Genomic DNA, 20,464 nt, shown 5'->3' with positions numbered 1-20,464 from the left:
GAGTCAGGCAGCGGGACGGCCCAGCGCGAGCAACGCGATCGACGACGCGACGCCGGCGAGGAAGCCGAGCAGCAACCCCCAGACCACCCAGCGCCACACGGGTCGCGCCCGGAACTCCCACAGGGTCCAGCCGAGTCCACCCGCGACGACCAGGACCGCGGCGATGCCGAGGAAGCGGAATATCCCGCCGATGAGTTGATAGACGCCGACCAGGACGAACGCGGCGAACAACGCACTGAAGACGCCGACGATGATCCCCAGGGCCCACGGCGTCGGCTCGCCGCTCTCCGACTCGACGGTCACTCCCCCATCGTGCCCGATCGTGCGCGTTCGTAGAACGCAACGGCCGCCGCGGTCGCCACGTTCAGCGAGTCGGTGCCCCGGCTCATCGGAATCCGGGCCTTCACGTCGGTCGCCGCCATCGCCGACGCCGTCAGGCCGGGCCCCTCGGCCCCGACGAGGAAACCGACCTTCTCGGCGGTGACGGCTTCGGCGAGGGTCACGGCGTCGGGGTCGGGTGTCATCGAGACCAGTTGGAAGTCGCGGTCCCGCAGGAGGTCCAGACCGCGCGGCCAGTCGTCGAACCGCGCGAACGGCACGAGCAGTGCATGACCCATCGACACCCGCACGCACCGGCGGTACAGCGGATCGGCGCAACCCTGACCGAAAAGTACTGCGTCGACGCCCAATCCGGCGGCGTTGCGAAAGATCGAACCGATGTTCTCGTGGTCGTTGACACCTTCGAGGATCGCGACGGTCCGTGCGCTGGAGAGGATGTCGGGCACCGTGAGCGCCACCGGGCGCCGGGCGACCGCGAGCACGCCCCGGTTGAGGTGGAAGCCGACGACCTCGGCCATCACCTCGGCGGTGGCACGGAAGAACGGCACGCCGGTCAGCGAGGGGTCCCGCAGATCGGCGTCGAGTTCGTCGAGCCGCTTGGCGACACCCAGGAATGCATGGGTCTCGAAGCGCGAGGCGATCATCCGCTGCGCGACGAGGACGCCCTCGGCGATGACGAGACCGCGACCGGGACGCCCACCGGGCAGGACCGGCAGGTCCGGTCGTCGGTCGACGGAGTTCAGATCGCGGAAGTCGTCGACCCGCGGGTCCGCCGGGTCGTCGATGTCGATCACGTTCACTGCGAGCCCGGGCACCGCAACAGTGTGCCACCCGGACGAAACCGGCAGCGCACGGGTGTGAAACTGTGGAAGGCGTGACCAGCGATTCGACTCCGATGTCACGTCTGTCCCTCGACCGCGCCACCGACGCGGACTGGGCCGACATCATCACCACCGATGCCCGTGCGTTCGCCATGCGCAACCCGCTGCCCGACGACGAGGTCGCCGATCTGCGGGGCAAGGTCGCCGACGACGACGTCGTGCTGGTGCGCGACACCGGTCTGGACGCCCGACCGCTCGTCGGGGTGGCGATGTTCTACCGGATGTCGATGTCGCTGCCCGGAGGCGGTGTGTCCGACGCGGCCGGACTGTCGTGGGTGTCGGTCGCCTCGACCCACCGGCGTCGCGGCATCCTGCGCCGCATGCTCACCGAACTCGTCGAGCAGTGGGAGACGGAGAAGTACACCTTCGGGATCCTCACCGCCAGCGAGGGAACCATCTACGAACGGTTCGGCTTCGGCCCGGCGTGTTTCGCGAACTCGGTGTCGTTGACGCCGGGCGCGGCGATGCGGGCCGCGCAGCCCGAGGACGCCACCGTCCGGTACGCCGACGCCGACGCGGTGGCCGCGGCGATCCCCGACCTCCACGCCCGGTGGACCCTCACCACGCCAGGCGCCCTCACCCGCACCCCCGCCTGGTGGAATCCCATCCTGGCCGACCGGGCGTCGGAGCGGCCCCTGTCGGCGAGCGGACTGCACTACCTGCTGCACGCCGACGGCTACGCGAGCTACCGCATCTACAAGGACGAGACCGGCGCGGTGCGCGGCGAGGTCAACGAGGTCTTCGCGGTCACCGACGACGCGCACACCGACCTGTGGCGCGTTCTGATCAACCTCGACCTCATCCCGTCGATCACCGCGAGCATCCCCGTCGACGATCCGCTGCCACAGAAACTGGTCAATCCGCGGTCGGTGTCGGTGACCGGCACCTCGGACACGATGTGGCTGCGCATCCTCGACGTCCCGGCAGCGCTCGGCGCCCGCCACTATGCGGCCGATCTCGACGCCGTGATCGAGGTGACCGACGAGTTCCGCGGGCACGGAGGCGTTTTCGACATCTCGGTACGCGAGGGCGGGGCGATCGTCGCGCCGGCGAAGGCGGGTGCGACGCCCACTGTGCGGCTGGACATCTCGGTGCTCTCCAGCATCTACCTGGGCGGGATCCGCCCCTCGGCCTTCGCGGCGGCGGGACGCCTGCACGTCGACTCCCCGGCGACGCTGAGGGCCCTCGACCACGCGTTCATGACCGATCGCGCACCGTTCTCCGGCACGTTCTTCTGACCCTTCGAGACGTCCCTCCGCAAGCTCCGGGACTCCTCACGGAGCGGGGAGACCGGTCAGCGGACCTCGCGGCTGTAGTGGACGACGACAGGAGCGTTCATCTTCTGCTCCCTGAGGTGCGAGCGAAGCGAGCCTCGAAGGGTCTCGCAGGGTATCTCACCAGGCCCTTCGAGGCTCGTCGCTATCGCTCCTCGCACCTCAGGGACCAGTGGGTTTGTGGTTCTTTCGGATTAGGGGGCGGTAGGCCGTGCTTCTTTCGGATCAGGACCAGCGGTTCGCGGAAGTTCCGGACCAGGGAGCAGGGATCAGATCGCGCGTGAGCGCGGTACGTCGGTGTCGGCCTGTCCGAGGATCTTGTTGACGATCTGCACGCCCTCGCGCAGGATCTCCCGCTCGTCGGCGGAGAGTTCGGCGAGTCGGTCGCTCAACCACGCCTTGCGTGCGGCGAGTTCGTCGATCACGACATCGACACCCTCCGGCGACAACGTCACGATGGCCTGGCGGCCGTCGGTCGGGTGCGGTTCGCGCTTGATCATCCCCAGATCCGACAGCGACGCGATCACCCGGGTCATGGACGGAGGGCGGACCCGCTCGGCGGCCGCGAGTGCGCCCGGCGTCATCGGTCCTTCGTGGTGGAGGGTGTTGAGGGCGGACAGCTGTGTGAGCGATACGAGTTTGTTCTCGCGCCGACCCCGGAGTCGGCGCGCGAGGCGCACCACGGCGAGGGACAGATCGCCCGACAGACTTCCGTCACCGTATGGTGAATGCATTCACAAAGGGTAGGCCAGGAAAACGGTACCCAGCCCCGACCGCAACCAAATTGCATCGGGCGGACGACACTGAATCGGGCAAACCCGGACGAACGTCGCGCGAGTCCGTCAGCCGATGAGGTCGGAGATGGGTCCGCGCGCGAAGTAGGCCACGAACACCGCGGCGACGAACCAGAGCAACGGGTGCACCGTACGCGCCTTGCCCGCCGCGGTCGCCATCACGACCCAGCTGATGAAGCCGATGCCGATGCCGTTGGCGATCGAGTAGGTGAAGGGCATCGTGACCACGGTCAGGAACGCCGGCAGCGCGAAGTCGAGCCGCTTGAAGTCGACGGTCGTGAGCTGGCCGATCATCATGGCACCGACGACCACCAGCGCGGGGGCGACCGCCTCGAGCGGGATCACCTCGTAGAGCGGTGTCAGGAACATCGCCACAAGGAACAGCACACCGGTCACGACGTTGGCCAGGCCGGTGCGCGCACCTTCGGCGATACCGGACGCGGACTCGACGAACACGGTGTTCGACGACGCCGAGGCGGCACCGCCGGCGATGGCACCGGTGCCCTCGACCACCAGCGCGCGGCCGATCCCGGGCAGGTTGCCCTTCTCGTCGGCCAGCCCGGCCTCCTTGCCGAGGCCGGTCATCGTGCCCATCGCGTCGAAGAAGTTGGAGAGCACCAGGGCGAACACCAGCACCGACGCCGCCAGCACCCCGATCCGCGTGAATGCACCGAACAGGTCGACGTCGCCGACCAGGCTGAGATCGGGCAGACCGCCGAGGGCGTTCGGGATGTCGGGCACACTCAGTCCCCAGCCCGAGGGGTTGTCGACGCTCGACCCGTAGTCGAAGATCTGCTCCAGCACGATCGACAACACGGTCGTGATGGCGATGCCGATCAGCAGACCGCCGGGGACCCGGCGCACCACCAGGACACCCATCAGCAGCACGCCGACGGCGAAGATCAGGGTGGGAATGGTCGAGATCGAGTTGTCGCTGCCCAACTGCACGGGCACGGTGGTCCCGGCGGCGTCGGGGATGCGCTTGACGAACCCGGCGTCGACGAAACCGATGAAGGCGATGAACAGACCGATCCCGGCCGCGATCGCAGCCTTCAGTTCCGGGGGCACCGCGTTGAACACCGCGGTGCGGAATCCGGTCACGGCCAGCAACACGATGATGATGCCGTCGACGACCACCAGACCCATCGCCTCGGGCCACGTCACCTGCGGGGCGATCGACACCGCCAGCAGACTGTTGATGCCCAGTCCCGCCGCGATCGCGAACGGATAGTTGGCGACGAGGCCGAACAGGATCGACATCACGCCCGCGACGAGCGCGGTGACCGCGGCGACCTGCGCCAGCGGCAGGACGTTGCCCAGGACGTCGGCGTTCTTCTCGCCGCCCGGGATACCGCCGATGATGATCGGGTTGAGCACCACGATGTAGGCCATCGTGAAGAACGTGACCAGACCGCCGCGGAACTCGCGGTTGAGCGTCGAACCGCGTTCTGAGATCTTGAAGAACCGGTCGAGCGGGCCGTGGGGAACGGCGGAGTCCGGCCCCGGCGTGGTCGCCGGGAAGTCGGGTTCGGTGGGCAGGTGCCCCGTCGGTGCGTCGGCACCCGGGGTGTCGGAGGACCTCAGATCGCGAGACTCACTCGGCTCATCGTGTGGCACGTTCCGAAAGCTACCCTGTTGTCCATGTCCGCGACACCTGAGATCCCCGAACTACCCCGCGCACTGCGCGCCCCGGAGCCGGTGATCGTGGTCGGGATGGTCGCGTGGGTGATCGCCACTGTGCTCGTGGCCGTCACCGATCTCGGCGGCGACCGCGCGCTCCCGATCTGTCTTGTCGGGCTGGCCGTCGGCCTGCTCGGGACGACGATCGTCCTCGTGCAGCGTGCCGGCGTCCGACGCGGTGACCGCGGCGCGCAGGAGGGGCTCGACTAGGGTTCTCGCGGCGCGAACTCGTCGGCGCCCGGTTCGTGATCGAGCACAGCGCGATTGCGGACCATCATCACCGCGAAGTAGAGCGCACCCACGACGATGAGACCGCCGACGATCAGGGTGGGGACCGTCGCCTCGTCGGGCGTGACGAGGACGAAGAGCGCGAAGCACACCCAGATCAGTGCGGCGACGGCGACGGGAAGCTCGTACCGGCCGAGGCTGAAACCGCCCTCCTTGTGCTCCAACCGCTTGCGCACTCCCAGATAGAGGACGACGATGCCGCCGTAGATCAGGGCGGGCAGGATCGTCGAGGCGATGATGAGTTCGATGAGTGCGTCACCGGGCAGGGCCACCATGAGCACCACCCCCACGGCGAGGATGAGCAGGGTCGCCGGGACCGGCGTCTGGGTCGCCGGGTTGACCCGGCGCATCAACCGGTGGGCCGGGAACCGCTGGTCGCGCGCCATCGCGAACACTTGCCGCGAACATGCGGCCATCACCACCATGCCGGCACCGAACATCGCAAACGCTATGCACGCCAGCAGGACTCGCTCAGCAAAAGGACCCAGTTGGTCGCGGATGATCGCCGCGACCGGAGACCCCCCGGCACTCACCGTCGTGACGTCCTTGATGGCGATGGTGAGCACGATCAGGAAGATCAGACCCACCACGGCAGCGGCGACCACCGATGCGACGATGGCGCGCGGGACACTGCGGAACGGGTCCTTGGCCTCCTCGGCGAGGTTGGCCGCGGAATCGAAACCGACCAGCGTGGTCAGGCCCATGACCATCGCGGCCATCACCCCGCCACCGATGGCCCAGTAATCGGCGGCGCCCTCGGCGACCCCGCGCGAGGCGAGATTGTCGAGATCTCCGCTGCCGGTGAAGATCATCACCGCGCCGAGCCCGATCACCAGGACCGCGACGATGGCCAGCTCGACGGCCACCGCAGCCGAGGTGAACAGACCGAGCAACCGGGTGGACGCGATCACGAGGACCGCCTGCACGACGAGGATGACCAACGTGATCACCCTCGCGGTGTCCTCGTTCTCGGCCATCCCCACCAGTGGCATGAACGCCTGGCTCGCCAGTGCGTTGTCCATCGCCACCACGGCGATCGCGAGATACCAGAAGCTCAGCCAACCGAAGAACCAGCCGATCTTCGGGCCGGCCAGTCTCGATGCCCACTGATACGACGAACCGCTCAGCGCGATTCGCGCGGCGAACTGGGCCACCACGAGCGCGATGAGTGTCTGACCGATCGCCGCGACAATCCACAACCAGATACCGACGGGGCCGGCCGTGGTGAGCACGTCGCCGTAGGTGGCGAACACACCGACGGCGACCGAGATGAACGCGAAGGAGATCGCGAACACCGCGAAACCGCCCAGTGTCCTGCGTAATTCCGGCGCATATCCGCTGTCCTGGAACTCCTCGTCCACACCGGCCGGGGCGGTCAGGTCTTCGGCCATGGTCTGAGTTCCTCTCGGCGGCAACGTGTCAGTCGGGCAGGAGCTCGTCCAACCGCCCGCCGAGGATGCCCACGGCATAACCTAACCGCTCGAACGCCTTGTTCGTGGTCTGTCCGTGGTAATAGCGGTAGTAGATCTGCTGGGCGATGACACCCGCCCGGAAGAGTCCGAACACCTCGTACCAACGCCAGCGTTCGGGAGTCATGTCGAACCCCATCCGCTCGCAGTACTTCTCGACGAATTCTGCGCGACTGATCATGCCGGGCAGGTGCGTCGGGACGCGCCGCATGAGTTGCATGGCCTCCGGATCGTCGGCCTGGATCCAATAGGCCATCGACCCCGCGACATCCATGAGCGGATCGCCCAGAGTCGCCATCTCCCAGTCCAGGATGCCGATGACACGGGTGGGATCGTCGTGGTCGAGGACGACGTTGTCGAGCTTGAAATCGTTGTGGATGACGCAGTTCGCAACATCGTCGGGTTGGTTCTCGGCCAGCCAGGCCATCGTCGGCTCGAAGTCGGGCACGTCGTCGGTGTGGGCGTTGCGGAAACGTGCGGTCCATCCGTCGACCTGGCGGCGTACGTAGCCGTGCCCCTTGCCGAGGTCGGCGAGTCCGGTGCCGCTCGGATCGACCGAGTGGACCTCGACCAGGGTGTCGATGAAGTTGAGGCAGAGCCGGCGCGCCTGCTCGGCATCGAGCGGAACGTCGGCGGGCCATTCGGTCCGCGGGATCACACCGTCGATGCGGCCCATGACGTAGAAGTCCGCGCCGAGCACCGATTCGTCGTCGCAGAACGCGATCATGGGCGCGATGTACCGGATGGCCGTCGCGAGCTCGGACTGAATCCGGTACTCCCGTCCCATGTCGTGCGCGCCACGCGCCTTGGTCCCCCGCGGCGCCCGGCGCAGAATCAGATCCTTTGCCGGATAACGCAGCAGGAATGTGAGGTTCGATGCGCCGCCGCCGAATTGGCGAACCTCCGGGACGGCGTCGAGACCGGCCGGATCCGCAGCGTTGGCCTCGAGCCACTTCGCCACCGCCTCGACGTCGAATGCGTCTTCGGTGCGGACCTCGCCTGCACCCGCGACTTCATCAGTCATCTCGTTCCCCCGATCAGCGGTACTTGCCGAACTCGATGCGCGCAACGACGTTGCGGTGCACCTCGTCCGGGCCGTCGGCCAGGCGCAGCGATCGTGCGCCCACCCAGGCCTGGGCCAGCGGGAAATCATCGGTCATGCCGGCACCGCCGTGCAGTTGGATGGCGAGGTCGATGACGCCGAGCGCCATGTTGGGCACCTCGACCTTGATCTCGCTGACCGCCGACACGGCTTCGCGGGACAGGCCCTGGTCGAGCAGCCACGCCGCGTGATGGACGAGGAGTCGCGACCGGTTGATCGCGATCCGGGCGTCGGCGATGCGCTCGCTGTTGCCGCCGAGACGGGCGAGCTGCTTGCCGAAGGCCTCGCGTGAGAGCGCCCGCCGCACACCGAGTTCCAATGACTTCTCGGCGAGCCCGATCGCCCGCATGCAGTGGTGCACCCGGCCCGGACCGAGCCGCCCCTGCGCGATCTCGAAGGCGCGGCCGGGTCCGAGCAGAATGTTCGACGCGGGGACGCGCACGTTGTCGAAGCTGACCTCACCGTGGCCGAACGGCTCGTCGAAATAGCCCATGGTGGTCAGCATCCGGTCGACGGTCACGCCGGGAGCGTCGATCGGGATGAGCACCATGGTGTGACGCGACTTCCGGTCGGCCTCGGCATCGGTGACGCCCATGAAGATGAGGACCTTGCAGTCGGGATGGCCCACGCCGGTGGAGAACCACTTGGTTCCGTTGATGACGACGTCGTCGCCGTCGAGCACGGCGGTCGCGGCCATGTTGGTGGCATCCGACGACGCGACGGCTGGCTCCGTCATGCAGAAGGCGCTGCGGATCTCCGCGGTCAGCAATGGCTCGAGCCACTGCTTGCGCTGCTCCTCGGTGCCGTACCGGAGCAGCACCTCCATGTTGCCGGTGTCGGGTGCGTTGCAGTTGAAGATGACGGGCGCGAGCCCCGACGATCCCATCGCCTCGGCGATCGGCGCGTAGTCGGCGTTGGACAGTCCCGCACCGCCGTCGGTGCCGAAGTCCGCGGCATAACGACCGGCGTGCTCAGCAGGCAGGAAGAGGTTCCACAGCCCCTGCGAGCGTGCCTTCTTCTGCAGGTCGGCGATGATCGGCGACGGCGTCCAGGGGTTGCCGTCCCCGTCGCGACGGGCCTTGATGTCCCGATGGATCTCGGGTTCGACCGGCTCGATCTCGGTGGTCACGAAGTTGCGCACGCGTTCGGTGAGTTCGGCCGACCGCGCTGACGGGGAGAAATCCATACCCGACCGTATCGCGATGAACCGATTACCCGTCATCGTTCCGAGCAAACCGGCGCGCCAGCAGGCGCGGCGACAGTCGCGATGGCGTCGCCGGTCCGGGTGTCATATTGCCACCACCCTGATCGAACTGTCGGCAAACCCGTCCGGTGGGAACGAAGCCGCCGAATCGAGCTGAGTGGTCCTGACTTCGAACCCGCGCGGCCTGCCGCCCTCACATCGTGGTTGGCGCACTCGCCAGTGATGAGTTCGAATCGACCGCCACGGTCGATTCGAAACGAGCAAGGGGCAGTATGAGTCACATATCGAACCGAACTGCCCCTTCCTGGAGATGCAGAGGCGGATACGGCCGGCTCGCGGCGTGGGTCGACGCCGCCGGCGGACGTCCCGAAAGGCCTGGTTGGCCACACTGTCCAGGTCACCGCGTCGACCGCCGGGATCACATTGTCGAGATCGAGCAGCTCTTACCCGCCGGCCAACGGGTGCCGTCGGCGCAATCGAGTCCGATCCGGTGCGGCGCAAGCCGATGCCGTCTCGGTCCGAGTGAGTACCGCGCTCATAGTGACCTAATGCCGATCCCCGGCGAGATCGCCCGTGCCGCGTCGCGATTCGTACCGAAGCAGGACCCACGTGCACAGTACGACCCAGATCGCCCCGAACAACCATCCGGCCACGACGTCCGTGGCCCAGTGCACGGCGAGTTGTATCCGCGTGAGGCCCACGAGGATCGACAGCACAGGTGCGATCACCAGGATCCAGCGATGCGATCGCACCCAGGCGAAGCAGCGATACGCCGAGACGGCGAACAGCCCGAACACGACCATCGTCATCATCGCGTGCCCGGAGGGGAACGAGAAGGTGTCGATGTTGAGCAGGCGGTCCTCGACGGGCGGGCGGTCCCGCGCGAACGAGTACTTGAGCGCTTGCATCACCGCATAACCGGAAAGCACTCCGGCGCCGACGAGGACGGCGTCGACCCGGTGTCGTGTCGCGACGAGCGCGACCACGGCCGCCAAGGTCAACACCGTCATCGTCACGGTGTTCCCGAGCAGAGTCACCACTTCGGCGATCGAGATCCATGGCTCCGAACGGTTCTCGACGACCCAGTTCAGAATGTTCTCGTCGATCGTCGTCGGAGAGATGAACATTCCGCCACCCTATCCGGGCGCGATCAGTCGTCTGTTCGATCGACACGCACCGCGGAACACCGGTCCGAATCAGGCGTCGCCCAAGTCGCCTGCAAGTACGTCACAAGCGTCACCGCCGACAGTTGTCATCGACACAGCCCGACCCCGTACCGATGAGGACACCGCCGATGACCACGCACCCCGCCCACACCGCCCACCCGATCCAGCTGTTCCTCCCCGGGCAGGCCGCAGCGCCCGACGGGCCGATCGACCCGTTCATGATGTACGTCCTGCATCACGGGTTCCGGCGCGACCTCGCCGACTTCGCCGCCACCGTGCCGGTCACACCCATCGACGACGCTGGGACGTGGCGAGCACTCGCCCGGCGATGGACGATGTTCGCGCACGCGCTGCACCACCACCACACCGGCGAAGATCTCGAACTGTGGCCGCTGCTGCTCGAGCGATGCGACAGCACCGAGCGGGAGGTACTCGAGGCCATGGAGGCCGAGCACGACGAGATCGATCCACTGCTCGAGGAGTGCGCGGCCGGCTTCGCGCGGATGGCCGAACACGCCGACGCCGCCGGCCGCGCCGCTCTCGCGGAGGCGTTGCTGCGCACCGAGGAGGTTCTCGGCCGGCACCTCGCCCACGAGGAGACCGACGCGATCGCGATCGTGCAGCGTCGGCTGACACTGCCGGACTGGGACGCCTTCGAGGAGAAGATGAGCAGACGCGCCGGTCTGGCCGAGACACTTCGTACGTGCCCGCTGATGGCGAAGGGACTCGTCGGCGCCGACCGCGATGCGGTGTACGCCCGCATCCCCGCGATCCTGCGCCTGATGATCAGGCTCGGCGGACCGAGGTTCCGGCGACTCGACGACCGCGCGTTCTACTACAACCCGCGCTGAACAGCGATGCTCGGCGAACTCACCGCGCCAGCGACCGACCGATCACCAGTCGCTGAATCTGATTGGTGCCCTCGAAGATCTGGGTGATCTTGGCCTCGCGCATGTAACGCTCGACCGGGAAGTCGCGCGTGTAGCCGTACCCGCCGAACACCTGGACCGCGTCGGTGGTCACCTTCATCGCGGCGTCGGTGGCGACGAGCTTGGCGGTCGCGGCCGCGCGCGTGTAGTCGATGCCGGCGTCGCGGCGCCGAGCGGCGTCGAGATAGGTCGCGCGGGCCGAATCGACCGCGGCGGCCATGTCGGCCAGCACGAACGACAGACCCTGGTGGTCGATGATCTTGCGGCCGAACGCGGCTCGCTCCTGCGCGTAGTCGACGGCGGCGTCGAGCGCAGCCTGCGCCAGACCGGTCGCCACCGCCGCGATACCGAGACGCCCCGAATCCAAAGCGGAGAAGGCGATCTGAAGCCCCTGCCCCTCCGACCCGAGCCGACGGCCCTCCTCGATGAACGCGTCGTCGTAGGTGGCGCCGGTCGTCGGGACCGCGTGCAGGCCCATCTTGTCCTCGGGCTTGCCGAAGCTGAGCCCGTCGGTGTCCCGGGCGACGAAGAAGCAGGACACCCCCTTGGAACCCTCACCCGTACGGGCGAAGACGTTGTACACATCGGCGATGCCACCATGCGTGATCCACGCCTTCGCACCGGTCATCGAATAGCCGCCATCGCCGGGCACGGCGCGGCACGCGAGCGCTGCGGCGTCCGAGCCGGCCTGCGGTTCGCTGAGACTGTAGGCGCCGATCAGCTTGCCGTTCAACAGATCCGGCAACCACTGCTGCTTCTGCTCGTCGGTACCGAAGTTGAACAGCGGGTGACAGGCCAGCCCGTGGACACTCACCGCGACCGCGACCGCGGCCCAGCGCGCGCCGAGTTCCTCGAGCACCTGGAGGTAGACCTCGTACGGCTGGCCGCCACCGTCCCACTCCGTCGGGTACGGCAGGCCGAGCAGCCCCGCTTCGCCCAGTTCGGCGAACAGCCCCTCGGGATACTGACGGTCCTTCTCGTGCTGATCGACGATGGGCACCATGCGCTTGTCGGCGATGTCGCGGACCAGCGCGATCAGGTCGCGCGCCTCGTCGTTGGGGAGCAGACGATCGACCGGCATCTCAGACCTCCAGGTAACAGCAGCAGATAACCAAACTAGTACTCAAGTCCTTCTCGCGGTACTATTCTTGCATGCCGAACCAGGGTTTCGCGACCCGCCGCCGGGCAGCGCTGTTCGACGCCCTGCTCGAACTGATCCTGCGCGAGGGATTCGCCCACCTGTCGATCGGTTCCATCGCGGCCGAACTCCGATGCTCGAAGTCGACGCTCTACACGCTCGCAGCCAGCAAGGAACAACTGGTCACCGCGACCGTGACCCACTTCTTCCGCACCGCGACCGAGCAGGTCGAGGCCCGGGTCGCAGCGTCGACGGGTCCGCGCGATCGGGTCGTCGCCTACCTCGTCGCGGTCGGCGAGGCACTCGCACCGGCATCAGAGGCGTTCATGCGCGACCTCGACGCGTTCGAACCCGCTCGCGCGCTGTACGAGCGCAACACCGCGGCAGCGTCCTCGCGAGTCCAGGCGCTGATCGCAGACGGGGTCGCGGCGGGTGAGTTCCGCAACGTCGACGCCGCGTTCGCCGCCGACCTGGCGTCGTCGATGATGAGCCGGATCCAACGCCGCGAGGTGCGGGCGGCGACCGGGCTCGACGACGCGGCCGCCTACCGCCAGCTCGCGTCGATTCTCACCGCGGGGATCGATGCCGGCGCTTCTCGAGGTGCGTGACACCCGCGGCGTCGACCCACCACTCGACCCGGGCCTCACGGTCGGTGTCGTTGTCGCGCACCGTGACCCACAATTCGTCGTGCAGCCGGACCTCCGCGTGCGGCACCTCGACACCGCGGAGGGCTGCAAAACGCACCACGTCGGGGTGAGACCAACTCACCGCCTCACCGGGCGCGGACACCGACGCCGAGCACTCCTCGCTCGCGAGCGGCAGGTCCAGCAGCGTGCCCAGGAGGTCGGCGTCGGACGCGACCACCGTCGAGCCGGCGAGCACGCACTCGTCGTCGGCGAGCACCTGGAGGAGCCAGGGCCGGTCGACGACCACCGCGCGGTCGGCGGCCTCACCGGCCAGCGTGCGCACGCGTTCCGGCACCTCGACCTCATGCGGGTCGACGACACCGCGCCGGCATGCGGCCACGACGGCCGCGTGCACCGACACCGCGGCACCCGCGCTGATCGTCCGGGCCCGATCGCCGAGCCGGGTCAGCAGCAACGTCGCGTCGTCGGCGGAGTCGGGTTCCAGACGGGCGAGGGCGCCGCCGAGTTCGTCGGCGTACGGGTGGTCGAGGGGGTCGATGATGTTCTGCAGGACGTCATCCGACGGCGATCGGTACTCCCCCAGCAGCAGCCCGTCGACCTCGGCGTGGCGTCGTAACCACCAGGCGGTGTAACCGGCGCGGTCGGCCAACAGCGGCCTGATCCGTTCGTCGGTGGCCATCATGGTCAGCGCCGCCGGCCAGCTCCCCTCGTCGATCAGATCGAGATCCCGGACCGCACTGAGCTTCTCCGGAGCATCGGCGAGTGTTTCCCACCAGTCCTCCTCGTCGGGGAGGTCATGCTCGGGCCCGACGGGCAGGTCGTCGTCGACGGTGACGAACCCCCATCCGACGCCGATCCGGCGCAACGGCTCCGCCCCGCACTCCGCGACCATCTCGGTGTCGACGACACCGAACGGGTGGTCGTCGACGAGGACCTCGAGCAGCGGACTGCCGGGCAGCAGGAGCTCATCGGCCGGCCGCAGCTCACCGTCGGCGTCGGGCAGCGCGAGCGCCGACAGCCACGACGGGACCGGCGCATCCAGGTCGGCACGGAGCACGGCGCACACCTCGGCGGCGAGTCCGTCGTCGGCCGCCTCGAAGTCGACGTCCTCGACGAGACTGCGCAACGCCGGGTCCGCGAGCGCCTCGGCCACGGTCAGGTCCGCGACACCGAGTCGCGTCAGCAACTCGTGGCGGGCCTCGGGATGCACGGTGGGAATCCACCGCATCGGCGTCGAGATCCGGTCGCTGACGAACAGGCCGCGAACCCCGATCGCGGTCCGCCCGTCCGACCGCGGGATGGGCAGGGCACCGAGTTCCTCGACCTCGCGCCCGGTCGACACCAGCGGCGCCAGGGCGTCGTACAGGTCGTACCACCACGCCGGGTCGCGCTCGATGCCGACGAGCCGTTCGGCCAGCTCCGCAAGCCCCAGTTCCGAGACCCCCAGCCGACCCAGCGCCGGGAGGTGCTGTGTCAGTGATAGATCCGGATGAAGCAGGTCACCGAAGAGTTCGCCCAGGGTGTCCGCGAGCCGATCGGTCACACCCACGAGCATCACCGTACGCGGCGGCACCAGGTCGGCACCGGCTGCGGCCGGAAGCCAAGCGGCGTCCCGGAGTTCGCGCCGGACCGCCTCGATGAGCCGCGCGTCGTCGGGGTTCCGCGCCAGATGCAGCTCCGGGATCAGGCGCACTCGGCGTGTCGGTTCGACGAGCCGGATCAGATCGACGTAACCCGCTGCCGCGTCGCCGATCTCGGCATGCGGATGGAGGTGTCGCCGGTCCGGCGTGAGGGCGAGGTCGGTGATGCACCGGCACGGCAGGCTGAGTTCGATGTCGGTGGGGGTGGGTGCGCGCAGGACGTCACTGGCCGGCCCGGGTTCACCGTCGGCGTCGACGAGCCAGCGTGTGCCGCCTCGTGCGACCTCGAGCCACCGACGTGTCGGCGGCAGGCCGGTCGATGCGAGATCGCCGGCGATGGACACAGTCGTCAACACCGACCGCGCAGCCTCGTCGTCGACGCCCGGACCGGCCGTCCGCTCCACCGACACCTCGACGTCGCCGGCCGTGATCCGTTGTAGTGCAGTCAGTTCGACGATGAGGTCCGACGCCTGCGCCGGCATCGTCGCGAGGAGTGGACCGGGATCCTCACGGAGGTGCAGGACCACCTCGGTGTCGAAACCCGGTGCCGGTTCCCGGTTCGTCGGCCACACCAGCCGGAGGACCGGCACGTCCGCGCTCGAACCGACGCTGATCCCCGCTTCGCGCACCGCGTCCAGCGTTGCGGCCCGGTCGAAGACCACCGACCCCGTGCGTGAACGTATCTCGACACGATCGGCAACCGTCGCGGTCGCGGTGAAACCGACTCCGAACCGGCCGATCTGCCGGTCACCCGGTTCGCCGGACACCTTCGCCGAGACCCGCAGCGCGGCAAGCGAACGCACGCCCGCGTCGGTCAGCGGGGCGCCCGTGTTCGCGACATGCAGTGCGTCACCGTCCACCCAGACGGCGAGATGCCCCGCGACACCGGCCGCCGATGCGGCGTCGGCGGCGTTCGCGGCCAGTTCGGTCAACAGCCGATCGCGGTATCCGACGGTCACCAGATCCGACTCGGCCGCCGCGTCCTCGGCGAGCCGCGTGGGCGATGCGGCCCAGGCGTCCAGGGTCGACGACCGGAGTACCGCGGTGCCGAACGGGTCGTCGCTCACGGTCGGGGTGCGCCGGATCAGGTCCGAGCCGGTTCCGCGTCCCGGGAGATGGCGACGACCTCGATCGCGCCGTCGTCGTAGGCGTCATAGGCCGGCGAGCCGTTGCCCTTGGGCCCTTGCACGTCCGAATGCGCACCGCAGCCGTACTCGGCCGAGACCACGCGTCCGTCGGCGGCGAATTCGTTGGTGCACGCACCGAACCCGGCCCGCAGCGCACCGGCGAGGGGAACGTAGAAGCCGCACGTGCAGCAGGAGAACGGCGCGGCCTGGGCCATCTCCGAGCCGGGCCCGAAGTCGCCGTCGTACCAGCGCTGCGCGGCGTCGGCGCGTCCCTCCGGGCTCAGCAGCCGCTTGCGGCCGAGTCCCAGCTCGCCCGCGACCTGACCGATGTCGTCGGGTTCGACGGACTCGGAATCGAAGCGGAACTCGTCGCCGGTGTCGATCTGATTCGGCACCAGCCGCGGATCATCGGGTTCGGCGGCGAGCAGATCACCCGGGGCCAGGTCTCCGGAGGCGACCCGCTCCGCCCACGGCACCCACGGCGGCGCGAGCAACGAACCGTCACCGGGAAGCAACACGACCTCGCTGAGCGTGATCTCGTCACTGCCCGGGGAGCCCGCCAGCACGACGCACCACTGCCAGCCCCGGTAACCCGCGAGCTCGGCGTCGAAGTAGTGCGCGGCGGCCCAGTCGCCCTCGGCCACACTGCGCCGATGCGCGCCCGGCCGCTGACCTTCGTCGAGCAGCGCGGCACGCGCGATGTCGACGGCCGCCAGGAGCCGTTCGCCGTCACCGTGTCGTTCGCCGTCACCAACCAGAGTCACCGCTCCAGTGTGCAATATCGCCGACGTGTGCCACACAACCGACCCGCTTCAAGCGACCTCGGCCGGAGATGAGGAACAATCGTCAGCGTGATCCCACGGAGTTCCCGACACGACGAGGGGCGCGGGGCCCCCAGGGGTCCCGCGAACCAGCATCCCCAGCAGCCACCACCCGACGGTCGCGCACGCCGCGCCGCGCAGCACCCCGGTTCGACCAACTATCCGGCCGACGAGACACGACAGATGCGCACCCGTCGACCGGCACCGGGATGGGGAGAGCCACCGGCCGGCCCGGGCCCCGGCCGCAATGCCTACCTCCCCCCGCCCACGCACAATCCGCATCTCCCGCCGCTCGACGACCGCGGCCGGCCGCCCTCGGAGGACCAGACCCGGGCGATGCCGACCGAGCACGGGCCCCAGAACGGTGGCGGCCGGACGCCGAAGAAGCTGACGGTGATGCGGGTCGCGGCGATGCGGAGCCGCGAGTTGACCGGCAAGGGAATCGGCAAGATCCATCAGGCGGCCACCGCCGACGGCGCCGACCAGTCGGGCCTCACCGCGCTGACGCTGCCGGTGATCGCCAACTTCGCCGCCGACGCCGCGATGGCCGTCGCGCTCGCCAACACGCTGTTCTTCGCCGCGGCAACCGGCGAGTCGAAGACCAACGTGGCCCTGTACCTGGCGCTGACGATCGCACCCTTCGCGCTGATCGCGCCACTGATCGGACCTCTCCTCGACCGGCTGCAGCGTGGTCGCCGGATCGCCATGGCCACGACCTTCGGCCTGCGTGTCGTCCTGGCCCTGCTGATCATGGCCAACGTCCAGTGGAACGACGTGACGCAGCAGCTGGAGTACGACCCGTGGGTCCTCTATCCCTGCGCCCTGGGCCTGCTGGTGCTGTCGAAATCCTTCGGCGTCCTCAAGTCGGCGGTCACGCCGCGCGTGGTGCCGCCGACCATCGATCTGCCGCGGGTGAACTCCCGGCTGACCACCTTCGGTCTGATCGGCGGCACGATCGTGGGCGGCGCGGTCGCCGCCGCCATCGAGTTCCTGCTCGGCCAGGCGCTCCCGTTGCATCTGCCAGGCGCCATGGTGTGGCTGGCCGTGGTCGCGGGCGCAGGCGCCTATCTGTGCATGCGCATCCCCTCGTGGGTGGAGTCCACCGAAGGTGAGATCCCGACGACCCTCACCTACCACGGTGAACCCGCCCGGTCCGCCCCCGGCGACTCCGATCAGCCGACGAGCGCCCGGGACGGCGCCAAGATGCTCGCCGCCAAGATGCGCCAGCCACTCGGCCGCAAGGTCGTCGCAGGGTTGTGGGGCAACGGCACGATCCGCATCCTGACGGGCTTCCTGACGCTCTTCGTGGCGTTCTACGCCAAGGCCCAGCAGGGCGACGCCTCCGACTGGACCCAGCTGCTGCTGCTCGGTGCCGTCGGTGCCGCCGCCGGTGTCGGCAACCTGATCGGCAACGGCGTCGGCACCCGCCTCGAACTGAAGAACCCGCCGAGCATCGTCGTCGGCGCGACAGCGGCCTGCTTCGTCGTCGCGGTACTGGCGGCCATCTTCGGCAACATCGCCGCAGCCGCAGTCGCGGCCCTGGTCGCCTCCGGCACCAGCGCGATCGGCAAGGTGTGCCTCGACTCTTCCATCCAGGACGATCTCCCCGACGAGTCCCGCGCCTCGGCGTTCGGCCGGTCGGAGACGGTGCTGCAGTTGTCGTGGGTCTTCGGCGCCTCGCTCGGGGTCCTGTTGCCGCCGACCCTGTGGATCGGGTTCACCGTCGTGTCCGTGCTGCTCGGACTCGGGCTGCTGCAGACCGTGATGACCACCCGCGGCAGGTCACTGGTCCCCGGTCTGGGCGGTCGTCGCCCCGACCACGCCGCGCCGACCGTCGCCTTCCGTGCCGCCGGAGCCCGATCGGACATCCGGACCGGCCCGGCCGACGCCGACACCCGGCCGCACAGCCAACGGCCGTCGACAGCTCGCATGCCCACCCGGACACCGTCGACCGCCCGCTTCGAGAACCGGGGTGAGCGCCCGTACAGCCCCGGCGACCACCCGCCGAACGACGAGACAGGACAGCGACGTCAGTGATCAGCAGTGGTGAGAAGAAGGCTCTGTCGATCATCGCGATCGTCGTCGTGCTGTTCGTGGCGGTGGTGGGGACGTCGGTGTTCCTGCTGACCCGCAATGCGAGCTCCGACGACCAGCCCTACCTGCACGTCGCGGTCGGCGACGACTTGCACACGGTCGATCCGCGCTGGTGGTGCGACCTGATGCTGACCGCCTGTGATCCGGAGATCACCGCGCCGCGCGAGACCGCGACGGTCCCGGTGCCGGTCGGGTCGACGGTCATGCTGACCGTCTCGAGCGAGATCGCGCAGGGCCCGTGGAATCTGGCGGCCGTCTACCAGACGCCGCGCGGGCTCGTCGAAGACGAGCAGCCGCAGGGGTCGGACAGCACCTACACGCTGACATTGCGGTCGGTGCCGGACCGGGTGCTGATCGGATTCACCGTCATCTCCGCGTCCGCGCGACTCTCCCCCGCCGACGAGGTCCTGCCCCGCGGCGAACTCGCGGTGCAGACCGCGCCGGACGCCTAGGTCGTCAGGAGTCGAGCTCCCGCGCGACGGCCCGCACGACCTCGGAGATCCGCTGCGCGGTCTTGCGGTCGGGGTACCGGCCCTTGCGCAGGTCCGGCTGGACCTTGCCCTCCAGAAGGGTGATGAGGTCGGCGACCATGCCGTGCAGCTCGTCGGGTGTGTGCCGCTTGACGTCCTTGCGGGCAGCTTCACGCACGTTCTTGGAGACGCTGGGTGCGGGCTCGAGGACCTTCACGCTCAATGCCTGCGGTCCGCGACGACCGGCGGCCATGCCGAACTCGACGCGCTGCCCCGGCTTGAGCGCCTCGACCCCGTCGGGCAATGCTGCCGAACGCACGTAGACGTCCTCGCCGCTCTCCTGGGAGAGAAAGCCGAAGCCCTTGTCCGCGTCGTACCACTTCACCTTGCCGGTCGGCACTGTGCTCACCCTCATCTGTTCTCGAACTGTCGAAAAACGACCTGTCACGACAAAAGACGCCGTCACCCATCTCGGCGGTCCGGACGGCGGATGCCGTGCGGGCCCAGACGGATGCAAGGCGCCTGCATCGACCATCGTAGCCAACGCCCCACCCCGGGGTCACACCATTACCCGGCGGGCGCGTATCGCGCGGCGTCGAAGCGCTCGGCGTTGCACTACCGTGGCAGGTATGCAGAAGACGTCGTCCCCGCGATTGCTGCAGGCGGCCGGGGTTGTGTTCGGAATCGGAATTCTGGCGATCGTGGCGTTGTTCCTCACACCGTTGGTCACCGACGGCGACACCGCACCGACCGCCGTCTACCTGCTGACCATGTGCGCACCGCTGGGTTTCGTCCTGGGCCTGGTGTACGCACTCCGTGCCGGACGCCGAGCCAGGTGAGGACCGTGACCACAACCATCGACACCACCCCCGACCTCTCCCCCGTCTCCGACGGGCGGGCACTGCGGGATGCCTACAGCTGCTTCCCGTCCGGCGTCGTGGCGGTGTGTTGCGAACAGCGCGACGGGGATTCGACCACCCTGATCGGAATGGCGGCGAGTTCGTTCACCACCGTCTCGCTCGACCCGCCACTCGTCTCGGTCTGCGTGCAGAACACCTCGACGACCTGGCCGCGGATCCGCACCGCACCGGCCATCGGGGTCAGCGTGTTCGCCGGCGACCAGATCGAGCTGTGCAAGCAGCTCGCGGGATCGTCGGAGCACCGCTTCGACGGCATCACGCCGCTGAGCACCGACCGCGGTGCGGTGTTCGTGCCCGACGCAGCCGCGCACCTGTCGTGCACGATCCACAACGAGATCCAGGCCGGCGACCACACCGTCGTACTGCTGGAGATCGAGTCCCTGCGCGCCGATCCCGATGTCGAACCCCTGGTCTTCCACGCCAGCACCTTCCGCGCCCTCGAGGCACGTAAGGACCCCACCCGGAAGTGAGTCTCCCCGCA

20 protein-coding genes are annotated in these 20,464 nt (G+C 68.7%); 8 read left to right on the top strand and 12 right to left on the bottom strand.

The annotated features are described in order from the left end of the window. Positions 1-3: 3 nt before the first annotated feature. Together BCM27_RS06900 and BCM27_RS06895 are read right to left on the bottom strand one after the other, a co-directional pair. Complete coding sequence (locus tag BCM27_RS06900) at positions 4-303, bottom strand: DUF2537 domain-containing protein (RefSeq protein WP_004020180.1); 300 nt, start codon at positions 301-303, stop codon at positions 4-6. Further along, a complete protein-coding gene (locus BCM27_RS06895; protein ID WP_004020181.1) occupies positions 300-1,154 on the bottom strand; it encodes a TrmH family RNA methyltransferase in 855 nt (284 codons plus the stop codon). Before BCM27_RS06895 ends, BCM27_RS06900 begins: the two co-directional genes overlap by 4 nt. 80 nt (positions 1,155-1,234) lie before the next feature. Here BCM27_RS06895 and BCM27_RS06890 point away from each other — a divergent pair, with 80 nt between their 5' ends. Beyond that, on the top strand, positions 1,235-2,458 hold the full coding sequence (locus BCM27_RS06890; RefSeq protein WP_033204974.1) for a GNAT family N-acetyltransferase: 1,224 nt from the start codon (positions 1,235-1,237) through the stop codon (positions 2,456-2,458). A 305-nt stretch (positions 2,459-2,763) separates the two neighbouring features. Here BCM27_RS06890 and BCM27_RS06885 read toward each other — a convergent pair whose 3' ends face one another. Together BCM27_RS06885 and BCM27_RS06880 are read right to left on the bottom strand one after the other, a co-directional pair. Then, a complete protein-coding gene (locus tag BCM27_RS06885; protein WP_004020183.1) occupies positions 2,764-3,228 on the bottom strand; it encodes a MarR family winged helix-turn-helix transcriptional regulator in 465 nt (154 codons plus the stop codon). Positions 3,229-3,336: 108 nt separating this feature from the next. After that, the gene (locus BCM27_RS06880) at positions 3,337-4,905 is read right to left on the bottom strand and encodes an NCS2 family permease (RefSeq protein ID WP_004020184.1); all 1,569 of its coding nucleotides are present in this window, start codon (positions 4,903-4,905) and stop codon (positions 3,337-3,339) included. A gap of 24 nt (positions 4,906-4,929) precedes the next feature. On the opposite strand from BCM27_RS06880, the gene BCM27_RS06875 reads away from it, so the two are divergent. Further along, positions 4,930-5,178, top strand: coding sequence for a DUF2530 domain-containing protein (locus BCM27_RS06875; RefSeq protein ID WP_004020185.1), 249 nt, complete (start codon positions 4,930-4,932; stop codon positions 5,176-5,178). Here the strand turns inward: BCM27_RS06875 and BCM27_RS06870 are convergent. The 4 genes from BCM27_RS06870 to BCM27_RS06855 form a co-directional block, all read right to left on the bottom strand. Continuing rightward, entirely contained in the window at positions 5,175-6,647 is a 1,473-nt protein-coding gene (locus tag BCM27_RS06870; RefSeq protein WP_004020186.1) for an amino acid permease, read from the bottom strand. The genes BCM27_RS06875 and BCM27_RS06870 overlap by 4 nt on opposite strands. Before the next feature lie 28 nt (positions 6,648-6,675). After that, complete coding sequence (locus tag BCM27_RS06865) at positions 6,676-7,749, bottom strand: phosphotransferase family protein (protein ID WP_004020187.1); 1,074 nt, start codon at positions 7,747-7,749, stop codon at positions 6,676-6,678. A 13-nt stretch (positions 7,750-7,762) separates the two neighbouring features. Further along, positions 7,763-9,013, bottom strand: a complete 1,251-nt coding sequence (locus tag BCM27_RS06860; RefSeq protein ID WP_004020188.1) for an acyl-CoA dehydrogenase family protein — start codon at positions 9,011-9,013, stop codon at positions 7,763-7,765. 563 nt (positions 9,014-9,576) lie between these two features. Further along, on the bottom strand, positions 9,577-10,158 hold the full coding sequence (locus tag BCM27_RS06855; RefSeq protein ID WP_004020189.1) for a phosphatase PAP2 family protein: 582 nt from the start codon (positions 10,156-10,158) through the stop codon (positions 9,577-9,579). A 167-nt stretch (positions 10,159-10,325) separates the two neighbouring features. Between BCM27_RS06855 and BCM27_RS06850 the strand changes: the two genes are divergently transcribed. Then, the gene (locus BCM27_RS06850) at positions 10,326-11,048 is read left to right on the top strand and encodes a hemerythrin domain-containing protein (protein ID WP_004020190.1); all 723 of its coding nucleotides are present in this window, start codon (positions 10,326-10,328) and stop codon (positions 11,046-11,048) included. A 19-nt stretch (positions 11,049-11,067) separates the two neighbouring features. Here BCM27_RS06850 and BCM27_RS06845 read toward each other — a convergent pair whose 3' ends face one another. After that, positions 11,068-12,207 carry an acyl-CoA dehydrogenase family protein gene (locus BCM27_RS06845; RefSeq protein ID WP_004020191.1) on the bottom strand — a complete coding sequence of 380 codons (1,140 nt, stop codon included), beginning with the start codon at positions 12,205-12,207 and terminating at the stop codon, positions 11,068-11,070. Between the two features lie 71 nt (positions 12,208-12,278). On the opposite strand from BCM27_RS06845, the gene BCM27_RS06840 reads away from it, so the two are divergent. Then, on the top strand, positions 12,279-12,872 hold the full coding sequence (locus BCM27_RS06840) for a TetR/AcrR family transcriptional regulator (protein WP_004020192.1): 594 nt from the start codon (positions 12,279-12,281) through the stop codon (positions 12,870-12,872). Here BCM27_RS06840 and BCM27_RS06835 read toward each other — a convergent pair. Continuing rightward, on the bottom strand, positions 12,832-15,618 hold the full coding sequence (locus BCM27_RS06835) for a sacsin N-terminal ATP-binding-like domain-containing protein (RefSeq protein ID WP_004020193.1): 2,787 nt from the start codon (positions 15,616-15,618) through the stop codon (positions 12,832-12,834). The genes BCM27_RS06840 and BCM27_RS06835 overlap by 41 nt on opposite strands. A gap of 17 nt (positions 15,619-15,635) precedes the next feature. Next, complete coding sequence (locus tag BCM27_RS06830; RefSeq protein WP_004020194.1) at positions 15,636-16,442, bottom strand: DUF3027 domain-containing protein; 807 nt, start codon at positions 16,440-16,442, stop codon at positions 15,636-15,638. Positions 16,443-16,529: 87 nt separating this feature from the next. Here BCM27_RS06830 and BCM27_RS06825 point away from each other — a divergent pair, with 87 nt between their 5' ends. Beyond that, positions 16,530-18,536: an MFS transporter gene (locus BCM27_RS06825; RefSeq protein ID WP_033204978.1), complete on the top strand. Its 2,007-nt coding sequence runs from the start codon at positions 16,530-16,532 to the stop codon at positions 18,534-18,536. Then, the gene (locus tag BCM27_RS06820; RefSeq protein WP_004020197.1) at positions 18,533-19,045 is read left to right on the top strand and encodes a DUF2771 family protein; all 513 of its coding nucleotides are present in this window, start codon (positions 18,533-18,535) and stop codon (positions 19,043-19,045) included. The genes BCM27_RS06825 and BCM27_RS06820 overlap by 4 nt, the downstream gene beginning before the upstream one ends. Before the next feature lie 4 nt (positions 19,046-19,049). Here BCM27_RS06820 and BCM27_RS06815 read toward each other — a convergent pair whose 3' ends face one another. Beyond that, the gene (locus BCM27_RS06815) at positions 19,050-19,463 is read right to left on the bottom strand and encodes a cold-shock protein (RefSeq protein ID WP_004020198.1); all 414 of its coding nucleotides are present in this window, start codon (positions 19,461-19,463) and stop codon (positions 19,050-19,052) included. A 229-nt stretch (positions 19,464-19,692) separates the two neighbouring features. Here BCM27_RS06815 and BCM27_RS06810 point away from each other — a divergent pair, with 229 nt between their 5' ends. Together BCM27_RS06810 and BCM27_RS06805 are read left to right on the top strand one after the other, a co-directional pair. Next, complete coding sequence (locus BCM27_RS06810) at positions 19,693-19,902, top strand: hypothetical protein (protein ID WP_004020199.1); 210 nt, start codon at positions 19,693-19,695, stop codon at positions 19,900-19,902. Between the two features lie 5 nt (positions 19,903-19,907). Further along, entirely contained in the window at positions 19,908-20,453 is a 546-nt protein-coding gene (locus BCM27_RS06805) for a flavin reductase family protein (RefSeq protein ID WP_004020200.1), read from the top strand. Positions 20,454-20,464: the final 11 nt, after the last annotated feature.

Source organism: Gordonia terrae, assembly GCF_001698225.1.
Classification (GTDB): Bacteria; Actinomycetota; Actinomycetes; order Mycobacteriales; family Mycobacteriaceae; genus Gordonia; species Gordonia terrae.
Note: the sequence above shows the minus strand (reverse complement) of the source record. Positions and strands in the feature narration are given on the sequence as shown.